General features: G+C 68.5%; 25 protein-coding genes. 14 read left to right on the top strand and 11 right to left on the bottom strand.

The window, feature by feature from the left end; genetic code table 11:
* Positions 1–73: 73 nt before the first annotated feature.
* Complete coding sequence (locus ACFXJ8_RS18185; RefSeq protein WP_379645056.1) at positions 74–583, bottom strand: MarR family winged helix-turn-helix transcriptional regulator; 510 nt, start codon at positions 581–583, stop codon at positions 74–76.
* Between the two features lie 60 nt (positions 584–643).
* Here ACFXJ8_RS18185 and ACFXJ8_RS18180 point away from each other — a divergent pair, with 60 nt between their 5' ends.
* From ACFXJ8_RS18180 to ACFXJ8_RS18160, 5 genes are all read left to right on the top strand, one after another.
* Entirely contained in the window at positions 644–1,486 is an 843-nt protein-coding gene (locus ACFXJ8_RS18180; protein ID WP_379645055.1) for an NAD(P)H-binding protein, read from the top strand.
* Between the two features lie 120 nt (positions 1,487–1,606).
* Positions 1,607–1,876 carry a hypothetical protein gene (locus ACFXJ8_RS18175; protein WP_379645054.1) on the top strand — a complete coding sequence of 90 codons (270 nt, stop codon included), beginning with the start codon at positions 1,607–1,609 and terminating at the stop codon, positions 1,874–1,876.
* Positions 1,877–1,956: 80 nt separating this feature from the next.
* Positions 1,957–2,319 (top strand): type II toxin-antitoxin system RelE/ParE family toxin, encoded by a 363-nt coding sequence (locus ACFXJ8_RS18170; RefSeq protein ID WP_379645053.1) that lies wholly within the window; start codon positions 1,957–1,959, stop codon positions 2,317–2,319.
* 2 nt (positions 2,320–2,321) lie between these two features.
* Positions 2,322–2,672: a helix-turn-helix domain-containing protein gene (locus tag ACFXJ8_RS18165; protein ID WP_379645052.1), complete on the top strand. Its 351-nt coding sequence runs from the start codon at positions 2,322–2,324 to the stop codon at positions 2,670–2,672.
* 48 nt (positions 2,673–2,720) lie between these two features.
* Positions 2,721–3,101 carry a GNAT family N-acetyltransferase gene (locus ACFXJ8_RS18160; protein ID WP_379645051.1) on the top strand — a complete coding sequence of 127 codons (381 nt, stop codon included), beginning with the start codon at positions 2,721–2,723 and terminating at the stop codon, positions 3,099–3,101.
* Positions 3,102–3,114: 13 nt separating this feature from the next.
* On the opposite strand, the gene ACFXJ8_RS18155 is transcribed toward ACFXJ8_RS18160, so the two are convergent.
* The 3 genes from ACFXJ8_RS18155 to ACFXJ8_RS18145 all read right to left on the bottom strand — a co-directional run bounded on the left by ACFXJ8_RS18155 (position 3,115) and on the right by ACFXJ8_RS18145 (position 4,150).
* Positions 3,115–3,420 (bottom strand): hypothetical protein, encoded by a 306-nt coding sequence (locus ACFXJ8_RS18155; protein ID WP_379645143.1) that lies wholly within the window; start codon positions 3,418–3,420, stop codon positions 3,115–3,117.
* Between the two features lie 45 nt (positions 3,421–3,465).
* A complete protein-coding gene (locus tag ACFXJ8_RS18150) occupies positions 3,466–3,615 on the bottom strand; it encodes a hypothetical protein (RefSeq protein WP_379645050.1) in 150 nt (49 codons plus the stop codon).
* Between the two features lie 157 nt (positions 3,616–3,772).
* Positions 3,773–4,150 carry a winged helix-turn-helix transcriptional regulator gene (locus ACFXJ8_RS18145; protein ID WP_379645049.1) on the bottom strand — a complete coding sequence of 126 codons (378 nt, stop codon included), beginning with the start codon at positions 4,148–4,150 and terminating at the stop codon, positions 3,773–3,775.
* Positions 4,151–4,218: 68 nt separating this feature from the next.
* Between ACFXJ8_RS18145 and ACFXJ8_RS18140 the strand changes: the two genes are divergently transcribed.
* On the top strand, positions 4,219–4,890 hold the full coding sequence (locus tag ACFXJ8_RS18140) for a nitroreductase family protein (RefSeq protein ID WP_379645048.1): 672 nt from the start codon (positions 4,219–4,221) through the stop codon (positions 4,888–4,890).
* 214 nt (positions 4,891–5,104) lie between these two features.
* Here the strand turns inward: ACFXJ8_RS18140 and ACFXJ8_RS18135 are convergent, their stop codons facing one another.
* Positions 5,105–5,440, bottom strand: coding sequence for a hypothetical protein (locus tag ACFXJ8_RS18135; RefSeq protein WP_379645047.1), 336 nt, complete (start codon positions 5,438–5,440; stop codon positions 5,105–5,107).
* 29 nt (positions 5,441–5,469) lie between these two features.
* Here ACFXJ8_RS18135 and ACFXJ8_RS18130 point away from each other — a divergent pair, with 29 nt between their 5' ends.
* On the top strand, positions 5,470–6,078 hold the full coding sequence (locus ACFXJ8_RS18130; RefSeq protein ID WP_379645046.1) for a hypothetical protein: 609 nt from the start codon (positions 5,470–5,472) through the stop codon (positions 6,076–6,078).
* A 40-nt stretch (positions 6,079–6,118) separates the two neighbouring features.
* Here ACFXJ8_RS18130 and ACFXJ8_RS18125 read toward each other — a convergent pair whose 3' ends face one another.
* The gene (locus ACFXJ8_RS18125) at positions 6,119–6,757 is read right to left on the bottom strand and encodes a TetR/AcrR family transcriptional regulator (RefSeq protein WP_379645045.1); all 639 of its coding nucleotides are present in this window, start codon (positions 6,755–6,757) and stop codon (positions 6,119–6,121) included.
* A gap of 78 nt (positions 6,758–6,835) precedes the next feature.
* On the opposite strand from ACFXJ8_RS18125, the gene ACFXJ8_RS18120 reads away from it, so the two are divergent.
* From ACFXJ8_RS18120 to ACFXJ8_RS18110, 3 genes are read left to right on the top strand one after another with little or no spacing between them, the layout of a single operon-like run.
* Positions 6,836–8,242: a DHA2 family efflux MFS transporter permease subunit gene (locus ACFXJ8_RS18120; RefSeq protein WP_379645044.1), complete on the top strand. Its 1,407-nt coding sequence runs from the start codon at positions 6,836–6,838 to the stop codon at positions 8,240–8,242.
* A gap of 8 nt (positions 8,243–8,250) precedes the next feature.
* Positions 8,251–9,030, top strand: coding sequence for an SDR family NAD(P)-dependent oxidoreductase (locus ACFXJ8_RS18115; protein WP_379645043.1), 780 nt, complete (start codon positions 8,251–8,253; stop codon positions 9,028–9,030).
* 4 nt (positions 9,031–9,034) lie between these two features.
* Positions 9,035–10,174 (top strand): SGNH/GDSL hydrolase family protein, encoded by a 1,140-nt coding sequence (locus ACFXJ8_RS18110; protein ID WP_379645042.1) that lies wholly within the window; start codon positions 9,035–9,037, stop codon positions 10,172–10,174.
* 181 nt (positions 10,175–10,355) lie between these two features.
* Here the strand turns inward: ACFXJ8_RS18110 and ACFXJ8_RS18105 are convergent, their stop codons facing one another.
* On the bottom strand, positions 10,356–11,303 hold the full coding sequence (locus ACFXJ8_RS18105; RefSeq protein ID WP_379645041.1) for a LysR family transcriptional regulator: 948 nt from the start codon (positions 11,301–11,303) through the stop codon (positions 10,356–10,358).
* Positions 11,304–11,391: 88 nt separating this feature from the next.
* Between ACFXJ8_RS18105 and ACFXJ8_RS18100 the strand changes: the two genes are divergently transcribed.
* Complete coding sequence (locus tag ACFXJ8_RS18100) at positions 11,392–11,964, top strand: alpha/beta fold hydrolase (RefSeq protein ID WP_379645040.1); 573 nt, start codon at positions 11,392–11,394, stop codon at positions 11,962–11,964.
* Positions 11,961–12,707: an SDR family oxidoreductase gene (locus ACFXJ8_RS18095; RefSeq protein WP_379645039.1), complete on the top strand. Its 747-nt coding sequence runs from the start codon at positions 11,961–11,963 to the stop codon at positions 12,705–12,707. Before ACFXJ8_RS18100 ends, ACFXJ8_RS18095 begins: the two co-directional genes overlap by 4 nt.
* Positions 12,708–12,847: 140 nt before the next feature.
* Here ACFXJ8_RS18095 and ACFXJ8_RS18090 read toward each other — a convergent pair whose 3' ends face one another.
* Positions 12,848–13,039: a hypothetical protein gene (locus ACFXJ8_RS18090; protein ID WP_379645038.1), complete on the bottom strand. Its 192-nt coding sequence runs from the start codon at positions 13,037–13,039 to the stop codon at positions 12,848–12,850.
* Between the two features lie 71 nt (positions 13,040–13,110).
* Complete coding sequence (locus tag ACFXJ8_RS18085) at positions 13,111–13,272, bottom strand: hypothetical protein (protein WP_379645037.1); 162 nt, start codon at positions 13,270–13,272, stop codon at positions 13,111–13,113.
* Between the two features lie 162 nt (positions 13,273–13,434).
* Here ACFXJ8_RS18085 and ACFXJ8_RS18080 point away from each other — a divergent pair, with 162 nt between their 5' ends.
* Positions 13,435–14,064: a flavin reductase family protein gene (locus ACFXJ8_RS18080; RefSeq protein ID WP_379645142.1), complete on the top strand. Its 630-nt coding sequence runs from the start codon at positions 13,435–13,437 to the stop codon at positions 14,062–14,064.
* 8 nt (positions 14,065–14,072) lie between these two features.
* Positions 14,073–14,216 carry a hypothetical protein gene (locus tag ACFXJ8_RS18075; protein WP_379645036.1) on the top strand — a complete coding sequence of 48 codons (144 nt, stop codon included), beginning with the start codon at positions 14,073–14,075 and terminating at the stop codon, positions 14,214–14,216.
* Positions 14,217–14,229: 13 nt separating this feature from the next.
* Here the strand turns inward: ACFXJ8_RS18075 and ACFXJ8_RS18070 are convergent, their stop codons facing one another.
* Entirely contained in the window at positions 14,230–15,231 is a 1,002-nt protein-coding gene (locus tag ACFXJ8_RS18070; protein WP_379645035.1) for an NADP-dependent oxidoreductase, read from the bottom strand.
* Positions 15,232–15,354: 123 nt separating this feature from the next.
* The gene (locus tag ACFXJ8_RS18065; RefSeq protein ID WP_379645034.1) at positions 15,355–16,008 is read right to left on the bottom strand and encodes a dihydrofolate reductase family protein; all 654 of its coding nucleotides are present in this window, start codon (positions 16,006–16,008) and stop codon (positions 15,355–15,357) included.

Below are 16,008 nucleotides of genomic sequence, written 5' to 3'. Positions count from 1 at the left end.
GGCCGTCTCCGATCAAGGTCTCTGCTGTGCGGGCGACCTGACCGGGGGAGACGCCGGATGCCCACTGACGAGGCTAACCCGGCCCGGACGAGAAAGCGCGCCCCGCCCCCTCGGTGTGTCCGCGGCGGTGGCGGAGGCTCTCCTGGGAGTCGACGTACTTGAGCATCAGTCGGGCGAACTCCAGCCGGTCATGGCTCGTCCAGTCGGCGGTGATGTATTCGTAGGCCGCGCGTTGGTGGCGGCGGAAGCGATCCATCAGTTCGATCCCGGCGGGGCTCAGGTGCAGGATCGTCCGGCGGCCATCCTGCTGGGAGGCGGCGCGGACCAGGTAGCCCGCCGCGATGCAGTCGGAGACCATCCGGCTGGCCACCGAGGGGTCGACCCCCAGGTGTTCGGCGACCGCGCCGACCGTGACCTCTCGGGCGGGGTCCTGCTCGGCCTCCACGATGATGTTGAGGACCAGCGTGCGGCCCAGATCCTTGGCCGAGATCGGATTCTCGACCTCCAGCAACGCGGAACGCCGCAGCTTCGAGAACGCGGGCCCGACCGAGTTGAGCAACTCGTCATGTTCGTTCGTCGCCATGCCTTCACCCTACAAGGTATGTGTTGACATGAAAATATATGCATGCAAGCATACATAAACATGACGATCATCATTACCGGTGCTCGCGGCCAGGTCGGCCAGGCGATCATCAGCCGCCTGCACTCCGCCGGCCACACCGTCCGCGCCGCCAGCGCCAAACCCGCCGAACTGACCGTCCCGGCCGGCGCCGAGGTCGCCGAGCTCGCCCTCGACCGGCCCGAGACCTTCGCCGCCGCACTGGCCGGCGCCCGCCAGGTCTTCCTCTATCCCGAGCCCGCCGGCATCCACGAGCTGATCAAGACCGCGGAGGCCGAGGGCGTCGAACACGTCGTCCTGCTGTCGTCCTCCTCGGTCCTCGGCCCCGACGCCGAGACCGACCCGTTGGCCAGCCACAGCCTCAAGGTCGAGCGCGCCCTCGCCGACTCCGACCTGACCAGCACCTTCCTGCGGGCGGGCGCCTTCGCCAGCAACGCGCTCGGCTGGGCCCACGTCATCGGCCGGTCGATGCCGATCCAGCTGGCCTACCCCGACGCGCACCTGGCGGTCATCCACCCCGACGACATCGCCGACGTCGCCATCGAGGCCCTGACCGGCGACTCCCTGTCCGGTCGGACGCTCACCCTGACCGGCGCCGAGTCGCTCACCTTCCGCGAACAGCTCGCCATCCTGTCCGCCGCCATCGGCCGGACGATCCCGGTCGAGCAGATCACCCGCGCCGAGGCCGAACGGCAGCTGGCCGAGTACATGCCCGCCCACATGGTCGGCTCGCTGCTCACGTTCTGGGAGACGGCCAGCCACGGGCCCGACGCGATCGGCGACACCACCGAGACCCTGCTCGGCCGGCCCGCCCGCACCTTCCGGCAGTGGGCCCACGAGAACGCCGGCGCCTTCACCCAGCACTGACCCAGACGGGCTCGGCGGCCTCGCGATCGCCTTCGCCGTCCGGTCCCTGCCCCGCGACACCGGCGACCGTACGGACACCGTCGACGGCCCCGGCTCCGGCCTGCTCGCCGCCACGATGCTGTGCCTGCTCTACGGCCTGATCGACGGCTCGGCCCACCGCTGGGGCCTGGTGCCGACCCTTTCCGTCGCCGCCGGAGCCGTCCTGTTCGTCCTGTTCTGTCGGCGCCAGCGCAGCCCTCGCTGCTCAACAACCGCGGCTTCACCTCCGGCCTGATTCTCGGCCTGGTCTTCTACGCCGCGGTGGCCGGCCTGCTGTTCGTCCTGTCCCTGTTCCTGCAGGACGGCCTGCACCGCACACCGACGCAGGCCTCGCTCGGCTTTGCGAGTTGACGGGCTTCCGCACGCTGTCGCTGAAGTCGGCGTAGCCTGTCGCCATAATTAAGGCTACCCTTGAATTTGGGGAGGGGCTCTTGGCCTGGAACGTGAAGGTCACAGACGAGTACGCCGCCTGGTTCAGTGCGTTGATCAAGGAGGACCTCGATTCGGCGACTCAGGTCGCGCAGGCCGTTGCCGCCCTCCGAGAAGAAGGGCCGACGCTGGGCAGGCCACTCGTGGACCGGCTCAAGGGAAGCGCCCTGCACCATCTGAAGGAGCTGCGGCCGGGCTCTCGCGGCCGGTCGGAGATCAGGATCATTTTCGCTTTCGACCCCACCCGGGCGGCGCTTTTGCTGCTGGGTGGGGATAAGGCGGGAAACTGGGATCGGTGGTATAAGGAGAACATCCCTCTGGCCATGCAGCTCTACATCGACTACACCAGCGACGACGAGGAGTGAACATGTCCACGAGGACACCGGGGGACTGGGCCGACCTGGAGCGGCAACTGCACGAGGCTGGTGTCTCCCCATCCGTGATCGAGGCCGGAGCCCGCCGACTGCTGGCCGAGGCGAGAGGTCACCAGTTGGCCGAGGCTCGCAAGCAGCTCGGTCTGGGTCAGAAGGACGTCGCGGCGGCCATGGAGGTGAGTGTTGCCCGTGTCTCCCAAATCGAACACGGCGAGGTGACCTCCATCGAGGTCATCGCCCGCTACGCCGAGGCCCTCGGAGCGCGCCTTGACCTGGTCGTCGACTTCGGTGACCGGACCTTGCGCCTGCCGGTCAGCGAGAAGTCCCTGGACAGCGCGGCATGACCGAGGACGCGAACCTTCGTTAAGGACATGGTCACGTACACGGATGACATGAACGCTGTCGAAGCCGATCAGCTGCACGGCTTCTTCGTGGGTTGGCCCGCGCCGCCGTCGCCCGAGAAACACCTGGCGGTGTTGCGCGGAAGCTACTACGCGGTCGTCGCCGTGGGCGATGACGTGCGGGCCGTCGGTTTCATCAACATGATCAGCGATGGCGTTCTGACGGCGTTCATCCCCTGGCTCGAGGTCCTTCCCGATCACCAGGGTCGGGGAATCGGCGGCGAGCTGGTGGACCGGGTCTTGAAGGCCGCCAGCGGCTTCTACTCGGTCGACCTCTTGTGTGATCCGCCGCTGCAGCCGTACTACGAGAGACTCGGCATGCGGCCCGTCCCTGGCATGGGGCTGCGCAACCGGGCGGCGCTTCAGGGTTGACCCTCGGCGCGGGTCAGAGACGTACCAGCATCTTGCCGACGTTGCCGCCGCGCATCATGTCCAGGAACGCCTCGGGCGCTCGCTCGATCCCCTCGGCGACCGTCACCTTGGTGCGCAGGGAGCCGTCGGCCAGCCACCCGGCCGCCTTCCCGATCCACTCGGGGAACAGGTGGAAGTAGGAGTTGATCAGCATGCCGCGCAGGGTGGCGTCCTTGGCGGCCAGCTCGAACAGGTTGCTCGGGCCGGGCACCGGCTCGGTGGCGTTGTAGGAGCTGATCGCGCCCACCATCGCGATCCGGCCGCCCCCAGCACGATTCAGACAGGAAATACTGCACCCGCTGCGCCGCCGCGCTCTTGGAGCCGATCACCGGCTCCACCCTTGTTGCGACAGCAGCCCCGTCACGTACTCCCGGAACCCGCGCCGCTGCCCCAGGTGCGTGAACAGATGATCGAACTGAGCCGCATACTCCTCCAGCGGCCCCGGCGCGGGCGGAGGCGGCTTGGCCTTGGTCATCGTCCCGGCTCCCATCAATCGAAAGCCCCCGCACAACACCGCCTACCTGCCCGCATCTTGATCCAACGGACTACCGCTAGCTAGTGCTGGTGACCGGGAAGGTTCCCCGGGTTCGGCGGGCGAGATGGCTGCGCGTGGTGCAGCAGCTAATGGCGGGTCAGGGGTGTGCTCGGCTGCGTGCTTGTTCGATCTCGTTGATGTGGTTTTCCGTCCACTGCCGGAGCGCGGTGATGGGCTCGGCCAGGCTGCGGCCGAGCGATGTGAGGTCGTAGTCGACCCGGGGCGGGATGGTGGGGTGGACGGTGCGGGTGACGAACCCGTCGGCTTCGAGGGCACGCAGGGTCTGGGTGAGCATCTTCTGCGAGACGCCCTCGATACGTCGGCTCAGGTCGGTGTAGCGCATGGTGCCCCCGAGGAGGGCGTCCACGACGAGGACCGTCCACTTGCCTGCGATGTGGTCGAGCACCTGGCGGGTCGGGCACTTCGCCGAGAAGGCGTCGGCGGGCAGCCCGGAGGACTCCACGAAGGTCGTCATGTAAGGAGAGTAACGCACTAAATAGTGCCCTCTTCCCTATGGAGAGTCAGTCTCCAATAGTGAGTCACATGAAGCCTCACACCATGTCGGTCGCCGAAGCCATCCGCACCCGCCGCACCGTCCGCCACTACCGTCCCGATCCAGTCCCTGCTGCCGCGCTCGACACGCTCCTCGCTCTAGCCATCGAAGCGCCCACCAGTTGGAACCTCCAGGACCGGTCCATCGTCGCCGTCACCAGTGACGAAGGTCGCGAGGGTCTGGCCTGGGCCACCGGCGGTCAGCCCCAGCCGCAGGAGGCGCCGCTCATGCTGGCCTTCGTGGCCGAGCCGCTGTCCTGGCGCGAAGACCACAGCGACGTCTACGACCAGGCCCGCCGCAATGGAGCGTGGAACGAGGAGTTCGTCACGATGTTCTCCGCGGCGTCGCAGGCGTTCCAGGCTGACCTCGAGGAGCGTGGCCTGCTGCGGGAGTACGCGGTCAAGGACGCGATGATCGCGGCCAGTTACGTGATGCTCGCCGCCACGGAGATGGGGCTTGCCACCTCGCCGATGAATGGGTGGGACGAGACCAAGGTGAAGAAGGCGATCGGCATCGGCGATCGCGACGACCTTGCCATCGCGCTGCTCATGTCCGTCGGCTATCCGGTAGAGGAACGACGCCACCCCGGCCGCCGGGCTCAGGACCGCAACGTCTTCTATGAGTCCTACGGCTCGATCAGGAGCGCCACTCGTGCCGAGTAGGTATCGGCCGGGCAAGGCAGTGGATCAGCGCAGCGGCTGAGCGCGCCGAGGGCCCTGCCAGTTGGATAGGCCGACGTATCCAACCGCGTGAGGAGGCATGGTGGCAGAGCCCGTCCGAGTACGCAGACTGACCGATCAAGAGGGGGTCCAGCCAAGATAGGCCCAAAACCCACAATCGCGATCTTGGTTTAGTGCGTAGAGGGAAGTCATCTGCTTATGCGAGGGCGAGCAGGCTGGCGATCTCGGCGATGGCGTCCGGCGTGGGCTTGAAGCAGCGCCGCAGATTCTCCGGTTTCTTGTGCCTGGACTTGGCCATCAGCATGAGCGGGCTCGCGCCTGCCTCGCCCAGGTGGGTGAGCGCAGAGTGGCAGAATTCGTGCAGGTCCCAGCCAGTGCCGGGGCCGCCCAGTGCGGTGTGCTCGTCCATCGCCCACCCAACGTAGAGATCATCTTCGGCCGGCGGGTGCGCCGCGACACCGTGGGAACTTTCCGCACCGCGATCGACCGCCGCGACAACGGCGGCGTCATCGTCAACGTCTTCTACAAGCATTCCCGGATCAAGCAGTACCTCAAAGACGGGTGGGCGATGCGCATCGAGACGTCGTCAACGCGCCCCGTGACCTGGGCTGCAACGCCCGCCTGCCCAACCTTGAGGAGCTTCAGGCCAAGGCCCGCGCCGCCAACCGGCGCATACTGGAGGTCGAACGTGCCGGCCAGGGTTGCGTCCTTGCGAGTCCAGCCTTTGAGCGGATCGCGTATCCCACCGTGGATACGGCGGGACGGAGGACCCCGGCGCTACGCTTCGGCGATCCTCGGGTCATGGCCCTGGTCGGCGCCCCATGCCAGACGTTGCTCGCCGCGACCGGCTTCACCAACAAGAACCTACGCGTCTTGATGACCGGACTGCTCGGCAGCACCGCCTACAGCACGGGCCAGATGACCTACGACCTGCGGCGACTACGTCTCAACGGGCTGATCCGCCGCTTACCCCGCTCCAACCGCTACGTCCTCACCGACGAGGGCATCCGCATCGCCGTCTTCTACACCAAGATCTACAACCGGTTACTCGTCCCGCTCACCGCGGCCGATCAACCCCAAGCGCCCCCCGAACTACGAGCGGCGCTCAAGACCATCACCCGGCACGTCGATGACTACGCCACCCAAGCTCGACTTCCCCGGGCGTCGTGAAACTTGACACAAACCTACAGAAACCAGCGACCAAAGATCGCTAGGCGATCGGTTGCCGGTCGGCAATGGCGTAAGCCTGGAGAAAGGTGTCGACGGCGGCGCGAGTCACCTCCCCCAGCTCGTCGTCGCCGAGCAGGCGGGTGCCCATGAGGGAGCGTGCCTCCAGCGGGCCGACGAGCAGGGCGAGTAGCTGCTCGGCTGCTTGCTCGGGGTCGGTGGCGCGCAGGCGGCCGGAGAGGGCGAGGCGGGCCAGCCGGTCGGCCAGCGCCTGGGTGAGCCGGTGCGGACCGGACTCGGTGACGACGTCGAGGATGTCGGGGAAACGGGTGATCTCCGAGTAGAGGAGTCGTCGCAGCGCGCAGGAGTGCTGGTCGCAGTGAAGGCGCAGCAGCTGGTGGCCGACGCTCTCGAGCGTGGCGCGCAGGTCGTCGCCTGGTTCGACGAGCGGCTCCAGCGCGGTCAGTCGCTGGTGGAGGGCGGCCTGCGCTGCGTCCTGGACGGCGTGCCTGAACAGGGTGGCCTTGTCGGTGAGGTGGTTGTAGACCGTCGGCTTGGCAACTCCCGCCTCGTCAGCGATCTCTTGGACACAGGCCTGGGCATAGCCCTGCCGGGCGAACACGGTGAACGCACCCTGCAAGATCGCCTGCCGCTTGTCGATCCGTCCGCGCGATGTGGCCATGCCCCGACTATACCAACGGGTTCATTCTCATGGACGATCGAGTTGCATGCATACTCATTAGGTAACTATGTTGAACCCGTGAGTTCAGATGACGATCGTTTGGATCCCCGGCTACTGGCGATGATCGCCGTGATCCTGCTCGGCGGACTGCTGGGCATTCTCAACAGCACGATGGCGGCGGTGGCCACTGGCACCCTGGCCGCCACGTTCCACACCTCGCTCGGCACCGTCGGCTGGACCTCGACCGGGTTTCTGCTGGCCGTCACAGCCACCATCCCGTTCACGACCTGGGCGGTCGACAGGTTCGGCGGCAAGCGGCTCTGGCTGGCGGGCCTGGCGGTGTTCGTGGTGGGCTCGCTGGCCGCCGGGCTGGCGTGGGACGTGGGCAGCCTCATCGCCTTCCGCGCCCTGCAGGGGGTCGGCGCCGGGATCCTCGACCCGCTGGTGCTGATCCTGCTGGCCCGTGCCGCGGGTTGGCGCCACGCGGGACGGGTGATGGGGTTGATGGGAGTGGTGCTGTCGCTGGGGCCCGTCCTCGGGCCGGTCGCGGGCGGCGCGGTGCTGAACGCCCTGGACTGGCGCTGGATGTTCCTGCTCAGCGTGCCCGTCGGCGTGCTCGCCTACCTGCTCGCGCGGCGCGTTCTGCCCGCCGACCCGCCGGTGGACCAGGCGCGGACCCGGCTGGACGTCCTGGGCCTGGCCCTGCTCGCGCCCGGCTTCGCGGCTCTGGTGCTGGCCTTGTCGCAGTCGGCCGAGCAGGGCGGGCATCCCGTCCTGCCGCTGGTCGCAGCCGCGGTGCTGCTGGCCGGCTATGCCGTGCACGCGCTGCGTGCCCGCCGCACGCCACCTCTGATCGAGCCCAGGCTGTTCGCTAGCCGCGGCTTCGTCGCCAGCGTCGCCATCATGGGGCTCGGCGGCCTGGCCAACTTCGCGACGCTGTTCGCCCTGCCGCTGTACTACCAGCATGTACACGGGCACGGTGTGCTGGCCGCCGGGCTGCTGATGGCTCCCGCAGGCCTGGGCGGGGCGATCGCCATGCCGCTGGCCGGACGGCTATCGGACCGGTTCGGCGCGCGCGGCCTGGCCACGGCGGGCGCGATCCTGGCCGGGCTCAGCGCGCTCGCCTTCACCCGGATCGGCGGCGGCACCGCCGAAGTCTGGCCAGTGCTGGCCGCGCTCGCGATCGGGCTCGGCATGGGCTGCTTCAGCGCTCCGACTATGGGGTCGCTCTACCGGAGCCTGCCCGGCCCGCTCGTGGCGCAGGGCAGCTCTGTGCTCTACATGCTCAACCAGCTCGGCGCCGCACTGGGCGTTGCGCTGGTCACGCTCGTCCTGCAGACCGCCGGTGACCCGATCACCGGCTTCCACGGCATCTTCTGGCTCGCCGCAGCCATGATCGCGATCATTCTGGCGGTCATCCCGCTCCTGCCCGGCCGTCCTTCGATCGCTCCCGAACCCGCTCTGACTGGAAAGGCATCCCTTTGAAGACCCTCGTGATCACAGGTGGCACATACGGAATGGGCGCTGAGCTCGCCCGTACCTATCTCCGGCGAGGCGACACGGTCGTCATCGTCGGCCGTGACAAGGACCGCGACGCGGACAAGGCCCTCCCCGGAGCTCATCTCATCGCGGCCGACCTGAGCCTGGTCAGCGAGAACCGGCGCGTCATCGACGAGATCAACGCCACCTACCCGACCGTTGACGCACTCGTCCTGTGCGCCAGGTACTTCCGATCCACCCGATTCGTCACCGCCGAGGGACTCGAGGCCACGTTCGCGCTGGAGTACCTGAGCCGCTACCTCCTCAGCCACGCTCTGACCGATCCCGAGGTCATCATCAACGTGTCGGGACCCGGTGTCCCCATGGGCCGCATCCACTGGGACGACATGATGCTGGAGCGCGGCTACGACGGGGTGGCGGCCCAAATGCAGGCCGGGCGCGCCAACGACCTGCTCGGCGCCGCCTTCGCCGCCGAACGGGCGGCCGGCCGTACCCGCTATGTCTTGATCAACCCCGGGCCCGTGTCGACCGCCTTCCGCGGCGAGTACGACGCCGCGACCGCCGCCCACGTCGAGCGGCTCAAGAGGTACGGCGCGCCGGTCGCCGAAGGCGTCCAACCCATCATCGCCCGCATCGACGCCCCGCCCGCCGCCCCGCTCAGCGCCTTCCTGCAAACCACGCCGATCAGCCTGGACCACCCGTCATTCTCGCCTGAGGCCGCCGCGCGGCTCAGCGGCGTCACCCGCGACCTGCTGCACTCCCTGGGGGGCTGAACACATGACCACCACATGGACGGCGGCCTTCAGATCCGCCCCGGTCAGCGCCTACGAGTCGATGACGCTCATCTACCCCTCGCGAGCCTTCCACGACCAGACGCTCCGTCAGATCGTGCGCGTCCACGGAGTCGGCGATCAACTGCGGGTACGGCTCAGCAACCAGTACGGCAAGCAGTCCCTCACCATCGCCCGGACCAGCGTGGCCACGCACGACACCCGATCCTCGATCACCACCGGCACCGACACCGCGGTCACCTTCGCCGGGACAGCGCATGTGACGATCGACGCTGGGGCCGAAGCCGTAAGCGATCCCGTCTACTTTGGCACAACAGGCCAGACCGATCTGGTGGTCAGCACCTATCACCCCTCAGATGCAGGGCTGGCGACCTACCATCCCTTCGCCCTGCAGACCGGATACGTGGTAGCGGGCGACGCCGTCTCCCGGACGCACCTGACGGGTGCCGAAGAGGTGGAACCCCGCTTCTACCTGGCCGGTGTCGACATCAAGGCGCCCGAGGGAGGCCAGGTGGTCGCGGCTTTCGGCGACTCACTCACCGACGGAGTGGGCACCGCCCACGGCAGTCACCACCGCTATCCCGACCTCTTGGCCGGCAAACTCAGCGGCACGGCCGTGCTCAACCTCGGCATTGCCGGCAACAGGCTGCTCAGTGACGTCTTCGGCGCGCGTGGTATCGCCCGCTTCGAGCGCGACGTGCTCGCTGCGCCGGGGGTGACGCACGTCATCGTGCAACTGGGCCTCAACGACATCGGCATGCCGGGCATGCTGGGCCTGCCCACTGTGTCGGCGGACGAGCTCGTCGCCGGACTGACCTCGATCACCCAACAAGCCAACCGAGCAGGATTGACGACGGTCGTGGCGACCGTGACACCCTTCGGTGGAGCGGACGGCGTCAGCCCTGGATTCGCCACCCCCGAGGGGGAACGGACACGGCAGCGCGTCAACGAGTGGATCCGCGCCCACTGCGACATCGTCGCCGACTTGGATCGCGCGCTGCGCGACCCAGCCGCGCCTGCCGTCCTGCGGTCCGACTACGACAGCGGCGATCACATTCATCCCAACGACGCGGGAGCCGAGGCTATGGCCGACACGGTCGCCAGAGCCATACTCTCGTCCGCCTGAGAGCAGCGATCAAGGGTGTCAGCGGGCCACGGCATGTCCATCTCCGGAGTCCGCACCCTTTAAGTGCGCCACGAGCGCGGAAGGTGAGGTCGTTGTGTAGGTGACCTTGCTGGATGCGGTGCTGTGCAGGAGATGAAGGTCTGGCCCTTCGACGTCGCCCTGCGGGGGAGACGTTGGCGCCTCACGGTGTAGCCGATGCATCAGCGTCGGCGAGGTGGCGCTCGGGAAGCCAGTCGCGGACGGGATCGTATTCCAGCCACTGGTTGCGCTCTGCCTCTGCCACGAAGGCGCTCATCAGGGTGTCCAGCAGCGGATGACCGCCGTTGCCGCGCCAGAGCAATGACCAGGCGTACAGGGGCGTGGGGCCGACCAGCGGGACCGAGCGGATCGTCGGGCGCGGCGGGAGGGGCGCCTCCGCCGGCAGCAGGCTGAAGCGCCGCGTGTCGACCGCCAGGTCGGCCAGGAAGTGGTCCAGTCCCAGGTTCGCGCCCTCGGCGCGCTCGCGGACGCCGAAGGACTCGGCGAAGCGGCGCAGGAAGTCCAGCCGGTGCAGCGCCCCTGGGGTCCACAGCACGCCGTCACGCAACTGCGCCGGCCGGATCCCCGGCGCGTTCGCCAGCGGATGATCCGCGCTGAGGATCACATCCACCGGCTCCAGCCGTACCAGGCGATGCGTCAGCCCGGCGGGCAGCGGCGCGTGGACGCGGCCGAAGGCGGCGTCGATGTCGCCGTGCATCAGCGCGGCGATCACCGAGGGCAGGTCACGGCCGTGCCCCAGTTCCAGCCGCAGCTCGCCGGCCGTCACCTGCGCCAACGTGCGCATGGGCGCGTACAGGTGACCCCACACGTCGATCCGCAGCGGACGCTGCGCATCCAGCACCGCCGCCACGGCCTGGTCCGCGGCGGCCAACGCCTGCCGGGCAGGCTCCAGGAAACGCTGCCCGGCCTCGGTGAGCCGCACCCCCTGGCCACCACGTTCGAACAAGCGCCTGCCGAGCGTGGACTCCAGGCGGGCGATCCGCTTGGAAAGCGCCTGCTGGGAGATCGACAGCTCCTCGGCTGCGTGGCCGAAGTGCAGTTCTTCGGCGGCCAATACGAACGCGCGCACCTGCGCCAGGTCGAGGTCCACGTCTGTCACCTTAGGCGACAACCGGTGGTTGTCGGCCTGTCGCTTACGTTGTTGGATCACACGACCCGAATGACGGTTTCATGACCGCATGCGTAGATTGATCCCCACGGGAGATGCAGCGCGGCCGGTGGAGTTCGCCCAGGATGCTCAGCCCACGCCCGCCCCGGGCGAGGTGCTGATCAAGGTCGAGGTGTTCGCCATGGACGGGCCGGGACAGGGCGTACTCATCGACGCACTTGGCACCGAGAGCGTGGGACTCGTCGGGCTCAGCCTCGGCGGCTACTACGTCGCGGAAAGCGCCGCCCGTGAAACCCGCGTCGCGGCCGTCGTGACCGTCAGCGGTCCCTTCCGGCTGACTGGGACGTCCTGCCACCCCCCGTACGGAACCTCCTCATCCAACGCGCCGGCGGAGAAGAAGCGGCCCGTCGCTTCGCCCGCCAGGTGGACCTGTCCACCCTTCGCCCCGAAGATCACCTGCCCGCTGCTGGTGGTGGACGGCGGCCAGGACGTCATTCCCGGCGTGACCAACGGCGAGCCGCTGGCCCGCCTGGCATCACGCGGACAATACCTCCACCTCCCTCACGGCGACCACCTGCTCGGCAACGCCCGCCCCGACTGGCTGGCAGCGGTTGCCGACCGGCTTTCTGGAGCACTGACATGACACGTTTTGTCGACAAGACCGCGCTGATCACCGGCGGCACGAGCGGCATGGGACTGGCCACCGCACACCGTCTCATCACCGAAGGCGCCCACGTGATCGTCACCGGCCGCACCCAGCAGCGCGTGGACCAGGCCACCGCCATGCTCGGCCCGCGCGCGCTCGGCGTGGTGGCCGACACAGCCGACCTCCACGGTCTGGACGCCCTGATGGACACGATCAAGGCGCGGTACGGCAGGCTGAATATCGTCTTCGCCAACGCCGGAGTGGGCACCTTCGCGCCCTTTGCCGACATCACTGAAACCGACTTCGATCACACCGTCGACGTGAACTTCAAGGGTGTGTTCTTCACGATTCAGAAGGCGCTGCCGCTGATCGCCGACGAAGGCTCCATCGTCATCAACGCCTCCTGGACCCTGCATCGCGGCAACGGCATTCTCACGCTGTACTCGGCCACCAAGGCGGCCGCGCACAACCTGGCCCGCACCCTGGCGGCGGAACTCGCGCCGCGTGGCGTCCGCGTCAACTCCATCAGCCCCGGGTACATCGACACACCGATGTACCCGGCTGCGGCACTGAGCCAGACGGAGGCGGCGGCCATCACCAGTCGGGTCGTGGCTGGCCGGTTCGGCCAGCCGGAGGAGATCGCCACAGCAGTGGCGTTTCTCGCCTCCCCCGAGGCGTCCTACATCAACGGCCAGGACCTGGTAATCGACGGCGGCCTCGTGAACGCGATCCCCGCCTGATGCCACCTGTCTAGGGGCTTTACGCTTGTCGATCGTCGGCCGAAGGCCACGAGCGGTTACGCAGCGCCATCAAACCATTACGGGCAATGGCTCACTTTCCGCCCCTGACCGTAGAAAACCGGCAGGCGCGACCGACGCGCTCAGCGCAGCAGGGATCTCGCGGTAGGAGCCAGTCGCAACCGCTGCGGGGTTCTGGCCAGCATCGCCGACAAGGTGGGCAGCACTTTGTCGCGCCACCGATCCGAGTGCTCCAGGCGGTCCAGATGCTCGATGAGGTGCCGCTCGTCGGCGAACCGGGCGAACCACACGAAGACGTTCTCGCCGGTCCGCACCGGCAGCGCCGGGAAGGTGTCCGCCGCGGTTACACCAAGGGGTACACCGAAAGCCGCCGAACCCAGGGCGTCTAGCTCACCAGCAGGGTCTCGCGTAGCACGTCGGCTATCGACGTGTGCCCCAACTCCGCACGCAGGGCCAGCTCGGCCCTGCCGTACACATCGCCCAGTGCAGGCCGGATCCCCTTGCCGACGCGCTGGCTCACCACTTCACGCTCCCGCACTTCACCCATGTCGCCAGGGTGCTGGAGGAGATCCTGGCCGAGCCGTTCACCCTGCGCAGGCTTACGACGCGGCGTGAATGCGACGTCCGATCACCGCCAGCGGATCGCGCGCGCAGCCGCCAGAGTCGCACCCGGCGCTGAAATTCGACGCAGAAGGATGTATCCGTGCACATGCCGCTTGATCTCAAGGTGATGTACTTCGGGACGCCCGTGGTGCTTATCGGCTCGCGGAACGAGGACGGCACCGCCAACCTCGCGCCGATGTCCTCCGCCTGGTGGTTGGGTCGCAGCTGCATGCTGGGCATGGGCAACGCCGCGCAGACGACAGCGAACCTGCTGCGCGAGCGGGAGTGCGTGCTCAACCTGCCCTCCTCGGCGATGGTCGACGTCGTCGACCGGCTCGCGCTGACCACCGGGGCGCCGGAGGTGACACCGGGCAAGGCACAGCAGGGCTACCGGTACGTGCCGGACAAGCTCGCGGTCGCGGGGCTGACGGAGCAGCCCGCGGACCTGGTCGGGGCGCCCCGGGTAGCCGAATGTCCCATTCAGTTGGAGTGCAGGGTCACCGAGGCGTACCCGTTCGGCGCTCCCACGCCGTTCGCCACCGCCTTCCAGGTCGAGATCGTGCGCGTCCACGTCGAGGAGAAGCTGGTCATCCCGGGAACCAACTACATCGACCCGCTCGCCTGGGATCCACTGATCATGAAGTTCTGCGAGTTCTTCGGCGACGCGGTCAACATCTACCCCTCCCGGCTGGCCGAAGGCTGGAGCATGCCGCACGACCTGCTGCGCACTGCGTGATGGGGCTTGTGGACCGGGTCCTGAAGGCCGCCAGCGGCTTCTACTCGGTCGACCTCCTGTGTGATCCGCCGCTGCAGCCGTACTACGAGCGACGCGGCATGCGGCCCGTCCCTGGCATGGGGCTGCGCAACCAGGCGGCGCTTCGGGGTTGACCCTCGGCGCGGGTCAGAGACGTACCAGCATCTTGCCGACGTTGCCGCCGCGCATCATGTCCAGGAACGCCTCGGGCGCTCGCTCGATCCCCTCGGCGACCGTCACCTCGGTGCGCAGGGAGCCGTCGGCCAGCCACCCGGCCGCCTTCCCGATCCACTCGGGGAACAGGTGGAAGTAGGAGTTGATCAGCATGCCGCGCAGGGTGGCGTCCTTGGCGGCCAGCTCGAACAGGTTGCTCGGGCCGGGCACCGGCTCGGTGGCGTTGTAGGAGCTGATCGCGCCCACCATCGCGATCCGGCCGCCGGGCCGCAGCGCGTCGATGGCCGCCACCAGGTGGTCGCCGCCGACGTGGTCGACGTAGACGTCGATGCCGTCGGGGGCGGCCTGGGCCAGCTGCTCGGCCAGCGAACCGGCGCGGTAGTCGATCGCGGCGTCGTAGCCGAGGTCGGCCACGAGCTTGCGCGCCTTCAGCGCGCCGCCCGCCGAGCCGATCACCCGGGAGGCGCCCAGCTTGCGGGCGAGCTGTCCGGCGACGCTGCCCACCGCTCCGGCCGCCGCCGAGACGAAGACCACGTCTCCCTCCCGTACGGGTGCCACCTCGGTCAGGGCGACGTAGGCGGTCAGCCCCGTGGTGCCCAGCGCGCCCAGCCACGTCTCGGCGGATGCCAGGGCGGGGTCGACGACGGTCGCGGCGGCGGCGTCCAGCACCGCGTACTCGCGCCAGCCGAGGAAGTGCACGACGGTCGCGCCCACCGGGATCTCCGCCGAGCGCGAGGCCACGACCTCGCCGATCGCCGAGCCGTCCATGGGCGTGCCGAGCTGGAACGGCGGCAGGTACGACTCTCCCTCGTCCATCCGGTCGCGCATGTAGGGGTCGACCGACATCCAGGTGTTGCGGACCAGGATCTGGCCCTCGGCCGGCTCCGGCACCGCGGCGGCGACCAGCTCGAAGTCGTCGGGGCGGGGCTCGCCGAAGGGGCGGGCGGCCAGGTGGATCTCACGGTTCACGGTCATGGTGTGCTCCTTCGTCGTGTGTTCGGGCTCCACACTGGACGGAGGCGCGCACGATCGGCTGGGGGTCGGCTGCGGGTACCGTGACCTGCTGGTCCACGAGGGTCGTCCGGTGACCGGTCGTTGTCACATGGCGGCCTCCTCGCCGTCGCGCACCACGAACTCGCCGGTGCCGGTGGTGCCGAACCCGTTCTGGCGCAGGGTGAGCGCGACCGCGCCCGAACCCCCGGCCAGCACCTCCGACTCGGTGATCCGGTAGGTCGCCGGGGTGGCGCCGTCGGCGAACAGGCGCTTGCCGTCGCCGACCACGACGGGGAACTGGATCAACCGGTAGGTGTCGACGAGCCCGGCATCGTGCAGGGTGCGCACCAGCTGCCAGCTGCCGTGCACCTGCAGTTCGCCGCCTGGCTGCTCCTTGAGCCTGCGTACCTGCTCGATCACGTCGCCGCGCAGCACCGTGGTCTTGCCCCAGGCCGCGTCGGCGTCGGACAGGGTGTCGCTGGCGACGTACTTCTGCCAGGTGTTGAGCGCGGTGGCGACGATGTTGTCCGGGTCGGTCACCTGCGACCAGTAGGTGCGCATCATCTCGAAGGTGTTGCGCCCCACAAGGATGGCGTCGGCCTTGCGGAACCAGCCGTCGACGGGGTCGAGCTGGCCGGCCTGGCTGTGCGGCACGAGCCAGCCGCCGCGCTCGAAGCCGTTGCTGGGGTCCTCCTCAAGCCCGCCGGGCCCCTGCATGACGCCGTCGAGGCTGACGAAGGTATGAACGCTGAGCTCCAT

Source organism: Nonomuraea sp. NPDC059194, assembly GCF_042754765.1.
Lineage (GTDB): Bacteria > Actinomycetota > Actinomycetes > Streptosporangiales > Streptosporangiaceae > Nonomuraea.
This window is presented reverse-complemented; position numbering and strand designations above follow the sequence as displayed.